This is a genomic window from Burkholderia sp. BCC1985, from assembly GCF_905339915.1.
Classification (GTDB): domain Bacteria; phylum Pseudomonadota; class Gammaproteobacteria; order Burkholderiales; family Burkholderiaceae; genus Burkholderia.
On sequence record NZ_CAJPGY010000014.1, the window covers coordinates 185,400 to 198,734 of the forward strand.

Genomic DNA, 13,335 nt, shown 5'->3' on the forward strand with positions numbered 1-13,335 from the left:
CCCTTGCTTGAAATTAACTAACTCATCAATTAGCGTCGATTTCATGAACGCGAAATCCACCGTCGCCAGGCCGCGCGGGCGCCGCCCGTCGGTGGACGACTTCGACTTGCGCGACCACATGCTCGACGTCGCGATGCAGCTGTTCGCCGAGCGCGGCATCGCCGCGACGACGGTCGCGCAGATCGCCGCGGCCGCCGGCGTCACGTCGGCGATGGTTCACTACTACTTCACGAATCGCGAGCAGCTGCTCGACGCGATCGTCGAGGAGCGGCTCGCGCAGGTCATCGCGTTCGTGTGGCGGCCGACCGCGCCGCAGATCGAAAACGATCCGTTCGCGCTCGTCGCCGAGCTCGTCGACCGCTTCTTCGACGTCACGCATCGCATGCCCTGGCTGCCGTCGATCTGGCTGCGCGAGATCGTCCACGAGGGCGGGCTGCTGCGCGAGCGGATGATCCGGCGCATTCCGCTCGAGCATGTCGGGCGGTTTGCCGAGCGCATCCGCGCCGCGCAGCAGGCCGGCACGCTGAACCCCGCGCTCGAACCCGCGTTCCTGTTCCATTCGATCATCGCGCTGGTGATGCTGCCGCTCGCCACCGCGAAGCTGTGGCAGAGCGCGCGCGGCCTGCCGCCGATCGATCGCGACGTGCTGCAGCGCCACGTCCGCGCGCTGCTCGGTTCCGGCATGCAGCCGCCCGCCGCCGCGCCGGATCCCGACGCGCATTCGCGACAGAGGCCGTCGTGAACGCGCCCCGCCCGCTGCCGCTCGCGCTGGCCGCCGCCGTCGCGCTGCTCGCCGGTTGCGGACGGCCGGCGAACGACGTCGCGACCTTCCAGGGCTATGTCGAAGGCGAGTTCGTATACCTGTCGTCGTCGCAGGCGGGCACGTTGACGCAGCTGTCGGTCGAACGCGGCCAGGCCGTCGCGGCCGGCGCGCCGGTGTTCTCGCTCGAAGCCGTCAACGAAACGGCCGCGCTGCGGCAGGCGCAACACCAGCTCGAGGCCGCGCGCGCGCAGCTTGCCGACCTGCAGACCGGCAAGCGCCCGCCGGAAGTCGCGGTCACGCGGGCCCAGCTCGCGCAGGCCGCGGCACAGGCCGCGCGGGCCGCCGCGCAATTCGCGCGCGACGAACGCCAGTACGCGGCCGGCGGCCTGTCGCGGCAGCAGCTCGACGATTCGCGCACGTCCGCGCAAACCACCGCCGCGCAGGTGCGCGAGTTGCAGAACCAGGTCGACGTTGCGCGCCTGCCGGGCCGCGCGCAGCAGGTGGCGGCCCAGGCCGCGCAGGTCGATGCCGCGCAGGCGGCCGTCACCGAAGCGCAATGGAAACTCGACCAGAAGCGCGTCGCCGCGCCCGCCGCCGGGCGCGTGTACGACACGCTGTACCGCGTCGGCGAATGGGTGCAGGCCGGCAATCCGGTCGTGCAGATGCTGCCGCCGCAGAACCTGAAAGTGCGGTTCTTCGTGCCGGAGGCCGCCGTCGCGTCGATCGCGCCGGGGCGCACGGTCGCGATCCACTGCGACGGCTGCCCGGCCGACGTCCCCGCGCGCGTCACCTACGTGTCGCGCGCGGCCGAGTACACGCCGCCCGTGATCTACAGCAACGAGAGCCGGACCAAACTCGTGTTCATGGTCGAGGCGCGCCCCGCCGTCGCCGACGCGCCGAAGCTGCACCCGGGCCAGCCCGTCGCCGTGAGGATGCGATGAACGCGCCGCCCGCCCCGTATGCGATCGACGTCGACCGCCTGAACAAGCGCTTCGGCGACAAGCACGTCGTGAAGGACGTCTCGCTGCGCGTCGCGCGCGGGGAGATCTTCGGCTTTCTCGGGCCGAACGGCAGCGGCAAGACGACGTCGATCCGCATGATGTGCGGCCTGCTCACGCCCGACTCGGGCAGCGGCACCTGCCTCGGCTACGACATCGTGCGCGACAGCGCGCAGATCAAGCGCCGCGTCGGCTACATGACGCAGCGCTTCTCGTACTGGGAAGACCTGTCGATCCGCGAGAACCTCGATTTCGTCGCACGCGTGTACGGGATGCCCGATCGTCAGGCAGCCGTCGCGCGCGCGCTCGACGGGCTCGGTCTCGCGAGCCGCGCGGACCAGCTCACGGGCGCGTTGTCGGGCGGCTGGAAGCAGCGTCTCGCGCTCGCCGCGTGCATGCTGCACGAACCGGAGCTGCTGCTGCTCGACGAACCGACCGCCGGCGTCGATCCGGCCGCGCGCCGCGACTTCTGGGAAGAACTGCACCGGCTGGCCGCGCAAGGCATCTCGGTACTCGTCAGCACGCACTACATGGACGAGGCCGAGCGCTGTCACAAGCTCGCGTACATCGCGTCCGGCGAACTGCTCGCGCAGGGCACGGCCGCGGAAATCGTCGCGTCGCAACACCTGTCGACGCGCACGGTCACTGGCGGGCACCTGGCGGAACTGTCCGCGCGCCTGCGCACGATGCCGGGCGTCGACCAGACGGTCGTGTTCGGCTCGACGCTGCACGTGAGCGGCCGCGATCGAGCGCTGCTCGACGCGACGCTCGCGCAGGTCGCGGCGCAGCCCGGCGCGCAGGAGAACGGTCACGCGCCGCTGCAGGTCGCGCCGATCGACACCGGGCTCGAAGACGTCTTCATCTATATGATGGGCCGCGCATCCGGGCCGCCCGGCGGAGCGGCGACATGAGCACGTGGACGGGCCTGCGCGACGCGTTCTCGGTCGCGCGCTGGTGGAGCATCGTGCTGAAGGAATTCCTGCAGCTGCGCCGCGACCGCGTGACGTTCGCAATGATCGTCGGCGTGCCGATCATCCAGCTCGCGCTGTTCGGCTTCGCGATCAACACCGATCCGAAGCACCTGCCGACCGCGGTGATCGTCGCCGACTCGAGCCCGTTCGCGCGCAGCTTCATCGCCGCGATGCGCAATTCCGCGTATTTCGACATCGTCGCGACGCTGCCCGACGAAGCGGCCGGCCGGCATGCGCTCGCACGCGGCGACGTGCAGTTCGTGCTGAGCGTGCCGGCCGACTTCTCGAAGCGGCTGCTGCGCGGCGAACGCCCGTCGCTGCTCGTCGAGGCGGACGCGACCGATCCCGTCGCGACCGCGTCGGCGCTCGGCGCGCTGCCGGGCCTCGTGCAGCCCGTCGCCGACAAGGACCTGACGGGCCCGCTCGCGCACCTGAACGGCCGCCCGGCCGCGTTCGACATCGTGCTGCACCGCCTGTACAACCCGGAAGGCATCACGCAGTACAACGTCGTGCCGGGCCTGATGGGCGTGATCCTGACGATGACGATGGTGATGATGACGGGCCTCGCGATCACGCGCGAACGCGAGCGCGGCACGATGGAGAACCTGCTGGCGACGCCCGTGCGGCCGCTGGAGGTGATGACGGGCAAGATCGTCCCGTACGTGTTCATCGGGCTGATCCAGGTGTCGATCATCCTCGTGGCAGCGCGCTTCGTGTTCCACGTGCCGTTCGTCGGCGGCATGGTCGCGATCTACCTGTCCGCGCTGCTCTTCATCGCCGCGAACCTGACGGTCGGCATCACACTGTCGTCGCTCGCGCAGAACCAGTTGCAGGCGATGCAGCTCGCGGTGTTCTACTTCCTGCCGAACATCCTGCTGTCGGGCTTCATGTTTCCGTTCGCCGGGATGCCGAAGTGGGCGCAGTTCATCGGCAACCTGCTGCCGCTCACCTACTTCAACCGCCTGGTGCGCGGCATCCTGCTGAAAGGCAACGGCTGGGCCGACCTGTGGCCGTCCGTGTGGCCCGTCGCGCTGTTCACGCTCGTCGTGATGGGCGTCGCGCTGCGCTTCTACCGGCGCACGCTCGACTAGGGGCCGCACGATGAAACCGGCTTCGCGTCGCGCCCGCCCCGCCGCCCGCCGCAGCGCATGGGCAGCCGTTGCGCTGCTCGTCGCCGGTTGCACGGTCGGGCCGGATTTCCGCACGCCCGACGCGCCGGCCACACGGCAATACACGCGCGATGACCCGCCGGTCACGACGGCCGCCGCCGGCGGCCCGGCCGGCGACGCGCAGACGTTCGCATCGGCCGCGCACACGCCGCAACAGTGGTGGACCGCGTTCGGCTCGGCACCGCTGAACCGGCTCGTCGATACCGCGTGGCACAACAGCCCGACGCTCGCCGAGGCCCGCGCGCGGCTCGACGAAGCGCGCCAGAACCACGCGGCCGAAGCCGGCGCGACGATGCTGCCGCGCGTCGATGCGAACCTGTCCGCCACGCGCGAGAAGGTCGACATCGCTGCCTTCGGGCTGCCCGCCAACGTGCCGAATCCCGGGCCGTTCACGCTGTACGACGCGTCGGTGAGCGTGTCGTACGCGCTCGACGTGTTCGGCGGCAACCGGCGCGCGCTCGAGGCGCTGCGCGCCCAGGTCGACTATCAGGCGTACCTGCTCGACGCCGCACGCCTGACGCTCGCGGGCAACGTCGTCGCGACTGCAATCCTGCGCGCGTCGCTCGCGCAGCAGATCGCGCTCACGCGGCAGCTCGTCGACGCGCAAGCCCGGCAGTTGCGGATCGTCGACGCACGCTTCGCGGTGGGCGGCGTATCGCAGGCCGACGTGCATGCGCAGCGCACGCTGCTCGCGCAGACGCAGGCCTCGCTGCCGCCGCTCGCAGCCCGCTACGCGCAGGCCGGTCACCGGCTCGCGATCCTGCTGGGCGCGCCGCCGTCCGGTGCCGAGCTGCCCGACCTCCCGCTCGACGCGCTCACGCTGCCGCGCACGCTGCCGGTCGCGCTGCCGTCGACGCTCGCGCGCGAACGCCCCGATATCCGCGCGGCGGAGGCCGTGTTGCACCAGGCGAGCGCGAACGTCGGCGTGGCGACCGCGAACCTGTATCCGCGTTTTTCGATTTCGGCGGGGATCGGTTCGGAACGCACGCGCATCGCGGATATCGTGAGCGGGCTGAATGTGTGGAATGTCGGCCTCGGTCTGACGCAGCCGCTCTTTCATGGCGGCGAGCTGCGCGCGAGGAAGCGCGCGGCCGAAGCCGCGTACGACGCCGCGTTCGCGAGCTATCGGGAAACCGTGCTGCTGGCGCTCCAGCAGGTCGCCGACGCGATGCGCGCGGTCGAACACGATGCGACGGCGCTGCAAGCGCGGGACACGGCCGCACGGGAAGCGGCGGCAGGCAACGCGATCGCCGGCGACCGTTACGCGGCGGGCGGGATCAGCGCGTTCGCGCTGCTCGACGCCCAGCGGCAGGCATTGCAGACCGCGCTCGACCGCACGCGCGCGCAGGCCGACCGGCTGGCCGACACGGCGGCGCTGTTCCAGGCGCTGGCGGGCAACTGGATGGATGATGCGGCGCGGTGATCGACACGACGGCGTCGGCGCCGACCGGGCATTGCCGGCCTGCACGTCATGCACCGCATGAGCGGCACACTTGTCGGGCTCGACAGCCGTCGCCGCGCGCTTCCATTCGACGACCATCCATGACCGAACCCGCAATACGCACAACGCGTGCCGCAAATGGAAAAACCGGCCCGAAGGCCGGTTTTCGTACCGCAAGCCGTGAGCGGCGCTCGCGCGCCGCGCGGCATCAGAAGCGGTGGATCAGGCCGACGCCGGCCGCGATCTGGTTCTGCTTCGAACCTGCGCCCACGCCGTCGCCGATCGACGTCGTTGCATTGACGATGCCGCCGGTCAGGCCGCTGATCGTGTTGCCGGTAGCGTGCTGATACGCTTCAACCGCGTACAGGCCCGTGCGCTTCGACAGGCTGTAGTACTGCGACAGCGTGACCTGGTGGTACTTGGCCGAGCTCGAGATGCCGTTCGACTGGGTCGCACGCGTGTACGAGTAGCCTGCCGCGAAGTCCCACTGCGGCGCTGCCTTCCAGTGCAGCACTGCGCCCGCCGTGTTGAAGATCGCCGTATTGTGGAATGCCGACAGGTTGCCCGGGATGTACTGGACGTTCGAGTACGACACCGAGATGTCCCACGCCGGCGTGAACTGGTAACCGGCCGTCACGGCGACACGTTGCTGCGACTGTGCCGTCTTGTAGCCGCCGTTGATCGACGACACGGCCTGCTCCGCACCGTTGCCGCTCGAATCCAGACCGTTTTGCGCGGTCGAATTCGCGCCCCACACGCCGCCGCCGAGCGTCGCGTTGTTGATGCGCTGATAGCCAACCGCGATGCCTGCCGGGCCGTTCAGGTACTGGACCGCCGCGCTCCAGGTCGAGCCGCGGTTGAAGCTGCCTGCCACGCCGCCGAGCGAGTACGAACCGCCGACCGTGAAGCCGTAGAACTTCGGCGACATGTAGACGAGCGAGTTGTTCGCGCGGTAGCTGGTGTCGAGCGAGTCGATATCGCCCGGGTGCGCGCCGTAGTAACCGGTCAGCCAGGTGGTCGGGCTATACGGCGACAGCAGCGTGTAGTACGCGGTGTACTGGCGGCCGGCCGTCAGCGTACCGTACGTCGCGTTGGTCAGACCAACCCACGCCTGACGCGTGAAGATGCCGTTCGTCCATTGCGACGAGCCGTTGTTCGCGTTGAAGCCGGCTTCCAACTGGAAAATCGCCTTCGTGCCGCCGCCGAGGTCTTCGCTGCCCTTCAGGCCGAAGCGGCTGCCTGCCCAAATGCCGGTGGCCATCTGTACCTTCGAGTGACCGCCCGAAACCGCGCTGGTGGCCGACGAGTTGTTCTGCCAGGCGATAGCGTTATCGACGATACCGTACAGGGTCACGCTGCTCTGGGCGTGGGCTGCGGTAGCGGCTGCGAGACCCGCTGCCGTCATGGCGAAAGCGACGCGCTTTTTCATTGATTCTCCGTCCTCAAAGAATGATTTCTTTTCTGGTGTGGTTTTATGACTGACACATGTGCGAGTACATGCCGGTGCGATTCTGACGGATTACCAATCGTTTCCCAACATGTGCGGTCGGTCATCGTATGATCGACGCAACGCGGGGGTTCACCAAACGGTTACATAACACCTGAAAACGCTTACGCGGCGGGCCTTGCCGGCATTTCCCGGTGAAAACCCTAGCTTTACATTTTTACTGGTGCATCGCGACCGCCGGATGTCGTCAGACGCCCTCGGCAACAACCTTCCTACGAATGCGTGAGCGCGGCTGACGCCGCGATTCACGCCGCCGCGCAGGATCGCTGACATTCATGACACCCACGTTTCGGGAAGCGAAATCGTGAAAACGTTTCAGTCCGCGTGCGGACAATCGGACGGGAGACGGGAGCGGCCCGGCGAACGCGGGCCGAGGGGCGATGCCGATGCAGGTCGCGTCACGCGCCGGCATCGTTCAGCGCGATTCAGCGCGCGGACGGCTGCGCGATCCGCGCGTTCACCGCGTCGACGAGCGCGGTGATCCGCGCACGGATCGCGGCGTTCGAACCGACGAGCGCGAGCGACGACGCCATGATCCGGTAGATCCGCTTGCGCGGCACCTTCGCCGGCGTCGCCGGATCGAGCCACGCATCGTGGCCGGCCAGCAGTTCGAGCGTTTCGAGGCCGATCATGATCGGCCACAGGCATGCGAGCCGCAGCCGCACGAAGCGGCGCGGAATCGCGAGCGTGTAGCGGCACGCGTCGCGATACTGGTCGAGCGTCACGCGCAGCAGGTCGACCAGCACGCCGCGCGCGCGCGCCGACGCATCGGGTGTCATCAGGTCGGCGACGCCGACGCCGTATGCGGCCAGCACGTCCTCCGGCAGATAGCAGCGGCCGATCCGCAGATCCTTCGCGCAGTCGCGCAGGATGTTGGTCATCTGCAGCGCCTTGCCGAAACGGATGCCCTTCTCGCGCATGTCCGGCACGTCCCAGCCGCGCGCGGCGCGCGTGTGCGCGCCGGTCATGTCGGTCCAGAATTCGCCGACGCAGCCGGCGACCAGGTACGTGTAGCGATCGAGCTCGGCACGGTTCGGCAGCGACGCGACGCGGCCCGACTGTTCGTCGGGGAACGTGCGCAGGTCGAATTCCATCCCCGACGTCAGCGTCGCGACGACCTTGCGGATCGATGCGCAGTCCGCATCCGGCTGCGCGCGCAGCAGCGCGAGCATCGGCTCCATCGAGCCGAGCAGCACGTGTTCGTGCGAATCCGTCTGCATCCGCGTCACGTCCTCGAGCGAGCGCGACAGCGCCGCGCCGTCGCCGAGCCGCTCGACTTCGTTCCGCAGGTCGGTCAGCAGCGCCGCGCGGCGATCGGGCGCGACCAGCGCCGTGTCGGCGATCGTGTCGGCCGCGCGCGCGAGCAGGTAGGCCAGGCCAACCGGGTCGCGCATGCCGTCGGGCAGCACGCGCAGCGTCAGGTAGAAGGAGCGGGAAACGTTCTTCAGCAGGTCGCCGAGCAGGTAGGCGGGATCGGTATGCGTCGTCATGGGTCGGTAAAAATCGGCCGGCGCGGGCCCCGGACGCACGCGGGCGCCGGGCGCCCGCGCCGGCCCGCGAGTCGCCGCATCGCCGTGCGCGGGCGGGTGTCGGCCCGGCGCGGCGATGCAAAAGTCCCGCAAGTTTAGTGCATCCGGCGACCACGCTCGCGATCCGTCCGACGAAGTGGGCGCGCAACCGCCGAACCGCGTCGGCGCGACGATCGCGGCGCCGGCTGGCGGCGACGGGCGGATCGCACCGTCTCGACCGCTACGTGTTCCCGCAATTCTCGCGCCTGACGCGACAACAAAACAGAAAGGTGCAAGTAATACATATGTAATTAATCGGTGCGACGATCGCGTCCCGTTCGCTCACGCGGCCCCGCATCGCCGGACCGCTTGCCCTTTCACCGACTTCCGTTCCGAAGGTTCATCGACATGCTCTTCCCGCGCCCGACCGCCCTGCGCTGCATCCCGTTCGCCTGTGCCGCCGCCGTCCTGCTTGCCGCCTGCGGCGGCGACGACGTCTCGGCGTCCGATTCCGCCCGGCCGATCTCCGCGAAGGTCCAGGTGGTCGGCCATCGCGGCGCGAGCGCGCTGCGCCCCGAGCACACGCTCGCGTCGTACCGCAAGGCGATCGAGGACGGCGCGGACGTGATCGAGCCCGACCTCGTCGCGACGCGCGACGGCGTGCTCGTCGCGCGCCACGAGAACGAGATCTCCGGCACGACGAACGTGTCGACGCTGCCGCAGTTCGCGAGCCGCAAGGCGACCAGGACGATCGACGGCACGCAGCTGACCGGCTGGTTCACCGAGGACTTCACGCTCGCCGAGCTCAAGACGCTGCGTGCCCGCGAGCGCATTCCGCAGGTGCGCCCGGCGAACACCGCGTACAACGACCAGTTCGAGATTCCGACCTTCGACGAGATCGTCGCGCTCGCGAAACAGATGTCCGCGCAGACCGGCCGCACGATCCACCTGTATCCGGAAACCAAGCACCCGACCTACTTCCAGTCGATCGGCCTGCCGCTCGAGGACCGTCTCGTCGACGCGCTGCTGAAGGATCCGTACACGGCGCGCACGGCGACCGTCTACATCCAGTCGTTCGAGGTCGCGAACCTGAAGGCGATCCGCAACCGGATCAAGTCGAGCCAGCCGAACTGGAAGCTCGTGCAGTTGATGGACGAAGCCGGCCAGCGTCCGTACGACTTCGTGAAGGCGAACGACAAGCGCACCTACGGCGACCTGTCGACGCGCGACGGGATGCGCGAGATTGCGTCCTATGCGAACGGCGTCGGACCGTACAAGACGTCGATCATCGCGGTGGCCGCGGACGGCACGCTGCAGCAGCCGACGTCGTACGTGCGTGACGCGCACGCAGCCGGCCTCGTCGTGCATCCGTATACGTTCCGCCCGGAGAACAACTTCCTGCCCGCGTCGCTGAAGGACGGCGGCACGCCGGCCACGCGCAACACCGCGGGCTCGGTGCGCGAGATCCAGGCCTACCTGCGCGCGGGCATCGACGGCTTCTTCACCGACGATCCGGCCGTCGGCCGCACGGCCGTCGATACGTTCAAGCGCTGAGCGCGCTGAACGTGCCGCATACGATGAGCCGCTGAACATGCGGCAACCGGGCGCCGCGCATCGCGTGCCGCACGCCGGTTGCCGCGCGGTGGTCAGATCACGCGGAAGTGATGCGTGCCGTCCCGCTTCAGCTGGTCGACCAGCCCGTATTCCCAGTCGAGATACGCCTGCATCGCGGCAGCCGCGTTGTCCGTGCCTTCGTACGGGCGCCGGTAGCGATCGGCGCGCGGCGACGCGAGGCGTGTCTCGCCGTGCTCGAGCGGCAACCCCGCGTCGATCCATGCGGCCGTGCCGCCGGTCAGCACCGAGATCGCCGCGGAAGCCGGCAGCAAGGCGCGCGCGTCGTCCGCCGCGAACCGCGCGAGCAGGCTCGATCCGCACGTGAACACATAGCGCCGCGCCGGCGGAATCGCGGCGAGCGCGTCGCGCAACTGCGCGCGCACGACGAACCACGCGCCGGGGATATGGCGCTTCACGTAGTTCGCGCTGGCCGTCACGTCGACGATCGCGAGCTCGCCCGCGGCCGCCTCCTTCAGCCAGCCCGCGAGCGTCGCGGGCGACACCTCGCTCACCTGCGGCGTCGCGGGCACGTCGCGCGGCGGCTGGCCGCGCTCGGTGAACGCCGCCGTGCCGGCCGGCTCGAGCACCCGCACGTCCCAGCCCATCTGCGCGAGCCACGACGCGGTCATGTCCGCGCGCACGCCGTCGTCGTCGGCGAGCACGATCCGCGCGCCGCGCACGGCCGCGTGATGGTCGGTCTCCTGCACGAGCTGGCCGCCCGGCGTGCCCAGGAAGCCCGGCAGATGGCCGGCCTCGTATTCCTCCGGCGTGCGCACGTCGAAGCGGTACAGCGTGCGGCCCGGTTCGTCGAGCGCGGCGAGCTCCGCGAGCGCGACGCGCGGCACGCCCGCGCGCTCGGCCACCGCACGCGCGGCGCGGCGTGCTTCCTCACGCTGCGCGGGTGCGATCTCGTCCGGAAAGCGTCGCGCGGCGCCGTGCTCGAGCGTCTGGCCGGCGAGCGTCCAGCCGATCGTGCCGTTGCGCAGTGCCGCGACCGGGTTCGGCAACCCCGCGTTGACGAGCGACTGCGTGCCGATGATGCTACGCGTGCGGCCCGCGCAGTTCACCACCACCTGCGTTGCCGGATTCGGCGCGAGCGCGCGCACGCGCAGCACGAGTTCCGCGCCCGGCACGCTCGTCGACGTCGGGATGTTCATCGTCTGGTATTCGTCGAAGCGGCGCGCGTCGACGATCACGACGTCGGCCTTTTCATCGATCAGCGCCTGCACCTCCTGCGCGGACAGCGACGGCGTATGGCGCTCGGCCTCGACCCATTCGCCGAACGACTTGCTCGGCACGTTCACGTCGATGAACAGTTCGCCGCCCGCGGCGAGCCAGCCCGCAAGGCCGCCGTCGAGCAGCCGCACGTCGGTATAGCCGAGCTGCGCGAGTTTCTCGGCCGCGCGCGGCGCGAGATCGTCGCCGCCGGCTTCGCCGAACACGACGATCGGCGTGTCGCGGCGCGGAATGCGCGTCCATGCGTCGAGTTCGAGCTTCGACAGCGGAAAGTTGGCGGCCCACAGCGGATGGCCCTGCGCGTAGGGATCTTCCTCGCGCACGTCGATCAGCGCGATTTCGTCGCGGGCCAGCAGGCGCGTGCGTACGTCATGGTACGACGCGACGGGGAAACGGGAAGTGGAATCAACGGATTGCGTCACGATGTCTCTGTCGGATTCTGTTGGAGTCGGTGAAGAAACCACACGGAAAACGGCTGCAGCTCGATGCCCGCGGGCACGCCGTCGCAACGGGGCGCCCGCGACTTGCGGCGTCATGCGTCCGGTCACGCGTTCGAATAGCCGGACACGAACGGCTTCACGGTGCCGTCGTCCAGGAACACCGCACGTTCGACCTGGCCGATGTTCGCGCCGTACACGTGGATGCTGATCGACACCTGGTCGTCGAACGCGTTGGTCACGCGATGGACGTCGCCGATGCGCGGCGACACGGCCTCGACGTCGCCCGGCTGCAGCCGTACCGCGTCGCCCGCCGGCACCGGCCTGCCGGCCGCGTCGAACCGGTACGGTTGCGAAAACTCGCCGCCGCGCAGCATCCCGATCAGCCCCCACACCGTGTGGTTGTGGATCGGCGTCGTCTGGCCGGGCCCCCACACGAAGCTGACGACGGAAAACCGCGCGTCGGGATCGAGATGCAGCAGGTACTGGCGGTAACGCTCGGGATCGGGCTGCGCGAACGCGTCGGGCAGCCAGTCGTCGTGCGCGACGAGCGCGGCCAGCAGCGCGCCGCCCTCGTCGAGGATGCGCGCCTCGTTCGCGCCGGACGCGAGCAACGCGCCCAGCCCGTCGACGAACGGACGCAGCGGCGTCTGCTGCAACGAAAGCGTACTCATCGGCTGCCTCCTCGAATATGATGCCGAATATGATGGATCGTCATGATGCACCTGAAATACCATGCAGAACAAACATGAAAATTAGCGATATCGACGCTTTTGCAGCGGTCGTTCGCGGCCAGACGCTGAGCCAGGCCGCGGCCGAGCTCAGCATGACGCAGCCCGCGATCACGCGGCGCGTGCAGAACCTCGAGGAGGCGCTCGGCGTCACGCTGCTCGACCGCAACACGAAGCCGCCGCGCCCGACCGACATCGGCCTGCAGGTGTTCGAGCAGTGCCGCGCGATCCTGCGCGAAGTCGACGCGCTGCGCGAACTGACGGCCGGCCAGCGGCCGCCCGCCGGCGAATTCCGCGTGGGCCTCACGCAAGGGCTCGGCGAGCTGATGCTGCCCGGCCTGATCGCGCAGCTCGCCGCGCAATGGCCGGCGCTCGCCACGCAGGTCACGACCGCGTGGGGCGGCATGCTCGTCGAACGCGTCGCACACCGCGAACTCGACGCCGCGCTGGTGTTTCTGGCCCGCGAGATGGTGCTGCCGCCGCAGGTCGACGGCGAGCGGCTGCTGGCCACGCGGCTCGTCGCGGTCGGCCGCAAGGGCGACTGGCCGCGCCGCAGCTACCGGCTCGCCGACTGCCAGGCGCGCGGCTGGGTGCTCAATCCCGACGGCTGCGGCTTTCGTGCGGGGCTGCGCCGCGCGCTCGACGCGCAGGGGCTGCCGATGCCGGTCACGCTCGACGCCTACGGCCGCGACCTGCAATTGCAGAGCGTCGCGAACGGCTTCGGGATCGGGCTGATGCCGCTGCCGCTCGTCGAAGGCAGCCCGCTGCGCGACGCGGTCGACATCGTCCCGCTCGCCGATTTCAAGCCGCAGATCGATCTGTGGCTGCTGCACCGGCAGGACGCCGCGCGCTTCAAGGCACCGCTCACGGCCGTGGCCGCGCATGCGCGCACCGCGTTCGCGCTGCCGGCGGATGCGGCCGGGCACGACGAAGCCGCTTGACCACGCGCGACGGCGCCTG

General features: G+C 69.6%; 11 protein-coding genes. 7 read left to right on the plus strand and 4 right to left on the minus strand.

The features are described 5' to 3' along the window. Positions 1-43 precede the first annotated feature (43 nt). The 5 genes from U4Z31_RS16950 to U4Z31_RS16970 are packed head-to-tail and all read left to right on the plus strand — an operon-like array spanning position 44 to position 5,324. Positions 44-742, plus strand: coding sequence for a TetR/AcrR family transcriptional regulator (locus U4Z31_RS16950; RefSeq protein WP_321810907.1), 699 nt, complete (start codon positions 44-46; stop codon positions 740-742). Further along, a complete protein-coding gene (locus tag U4Z31_RS16955) occupies positions 739-1,704 on the plus strand; it encodes an HlyD family secretion protein (protein ID WP_321810897.1) in 966 nt (321 codons plus the stop codon). Before U4Z31_RS16950 ends, U4Z31_RS16955 begins: the two co-directional genes overlap by 4 nt. Further along, positions 1,701-2,672 carry an ABC transporter ATP-binding protein gene (locus tag U4Z31_RS16960; protein ID WP_321810898.1) on the plus strand — a complete coding sequence of 324 codons (972 nt, stop codon included), beginning with the start codon at positions 1,701-1,703 and terminating at the stop codon, positions 2,670-2,672. The genes U4Z31_RS16955 and U4Z31_RS16960 overlap by 4 nt, the downstream gene beginning before the upstream one ends. After that, positions 2,669-3,823, plus strand: a complete 1,155-nt coding sequence (locus U4Z31_RS16965) for an ABC transporter permease (RefSeq protein ID WP_044842997.1) — start codon at positions 2,669-2,671, stop codon at positions 3,821-3,823. The genes U4Z31_RS16960 and U4Z31_RS16965 overlap by 4 nt, the downstream gene beginning before the upstream one ends. A gap of 10 nt (positions 3,824-3,833) precedes the next feature. Continuing rightward, positions 3,834-5,324, plus strand: coding sequence for an efflux transporter outer membrane subunit (locus U4Z31_RS16970; protein WP_321810899.1), 1,491 nt, complete (start codon positions 3,834-3,836; stop codon positions 5,322-5,324). Between the two features lie 226 nt (positions 5,325-5,550). Here U4Z31_RS16970 and U4Z31_RS16975 read toward each other — a convergent pair whose 3' ends face one another. Both U4Z31_RS16975 and U4Z31_RS16980 read right to left on the minus strand, forming a co-directional pair. Continuing rightward, positions 5,551-6,771, minus strand: a complete 1,221-nt coding sequence (locus U4Z31_RS16975) for a porin (protein ID WP_044842995.1) — start codon at positions 6,769-6,771, stop codon at positions 5,551-5,553. A gap of 503 nt (positions 6,772-7,274) precedes the next feature. Then, positions 7,275-8,339, minus strand: coding sequence for a phytoene/squalene synthase family protein (locus U4Z31_RS16980; RefSeq protein WP_321810900.1), 1,065 nt, complete (start codon positions 8,337-8,339; stop codon positions 7,275-7,277). Between the two features lie 426 nt (positions 8,340-8,765). On the opposite strand from U4Z31_RS16980, the gene U4Z31_RS16985 reads away from it, so the two are divergent. Then, on the plus strand, positions 8,766-9,911 hold the full coding sequence (locus U4Z31_RS16985; protein WP_124891613.1) for a glycerophosphodiester phosphodiesterase: 1,146 nt from the start codon (positions 8,766-8,768) through the stop codon (positions 9,909-9,911). 92 nt (positions 9,912-10,003) lie between these two features. Here U4Z31_RS16985 and U4Z31_RS16990 read toward each other — a convergent pair whose 3' ends face one another. Together U4Z31_RS16990 and U4Z31_RS16995 are read right to left on the minus strand one after the other, a co-directional pair. Continuing rightward, positions 10,004-11,629: a rhodanese-related sulfurtransferase gene (locus U4Z31_RS16990; RefSeq protein ID WP_321810901.1), complete on the minus strand. Its 1,626-nt coding sequence runs from the start codon at positions 11,627-11,629 to the stop codon at positions 10,004-10,006. Between the two features lie 122 nt (positions 11,630-11,751). Beyond that, the gene (locus tag U4Z31_RS16995) at positions 11,752-12,318 is read right to left on the minus strand and encodes a cysteine dioxygenase (RefSeq protein ID WP_044842991.1); all 567 of its coding nucleotides are present in this window, start codon (positions 12,316-12,318) and stop codon (positions 11,752-11,754) included. Between the two features lie 74 nt (positions 12,319-12,392). Between U4Z31_RS16995 and U4Z31_RS17000 the strand changes: the two genes are divergently transcribed. Next, on the plus strand, positions 12,393-13,316 hold the full coding sequence (locus U4Z31_RS17000) for a LysR family transcriptional regulator (protein ID WP_321810902.1): 924 nt from the start codon (positions 12,393-12,395) through the stop codon (positions 13,314-13,316). Positions 13,317-13,335: the final 19 nt, after the last annotated feature.

What these genes read in the sequence shown, in the direction of transcription:
- U4Z31_RS16980 (WP_321810900.1), bottom strand. Translation starts at nt 8,339, where the DNA reads ATGACGACGCATACCGATCCCGCCTACCTGCTCGGCGACCTGCTGAAG.
- U4Z31_RS16995 (WP_044842991.1), bottom strand. Translation starts at nt 12,318, where the DNA reads ATGAGTACGCTTTCGTTGCAGCAGACGCCGCTGCGTCCGTTCGTCGAC.
- U4Z31_RS16985 (WP_124891613.1), top strand. Translation starts at nt 8,766, where the DNA reads ATGCTCTTCCCGCGCCCGACCGCCCTGCGCTGCATCCCGTTCGCCTGT.
- U4Z31_RS16960 (WP_321810898.1), top strand. Translation starts at nt 1,701, where the DNA reads ATGAACGCGCCGCCCGCCCCGTATGCGATCGACGTCGACCGCCTGAAC.
- U4Z31_RS17000 (WP_321810902.1), top strand. Translation starts at nt 12,393, where the DNA reads ATGAAAATTAGCGATATCGACGCTTTTGCAGCGGTCGTTCGCGGCCAG.
- U4Z31_RS16965 (WP_044842997.1), top strand. Translation starts at nt 2,669, where the DNA reads ATGAGCACGTGGACGGGCCTGCGCGACGCGTTCTCGGTCGCGCGCTGG.
- U4Z31_RS16970 (WP_321810899.1), top strand. Translation starts at nt 3,834, where the DNA reads ATGAAACCGGCTTCGCGTCGCGCCCGCCCCGCCGCCCGCCGCAGCGCA.
- U4Z31_RS16950 (WP_321810907.1), top strand. Translation starts at nt 44, where the DNA reads ATGAACGCGAAATCCACCGTCGCCAGGCCGCGCGGGCGCCGCCCGTCG.
- U4Z31_RS16975 (WP_044842995.1), bottom strand. Translation starts at nt 6,771, where the DNA reads ATGAAAAAGCGCGTCGCTTTCGCCATGACGGCAGCGGGTCTCGCAGCC.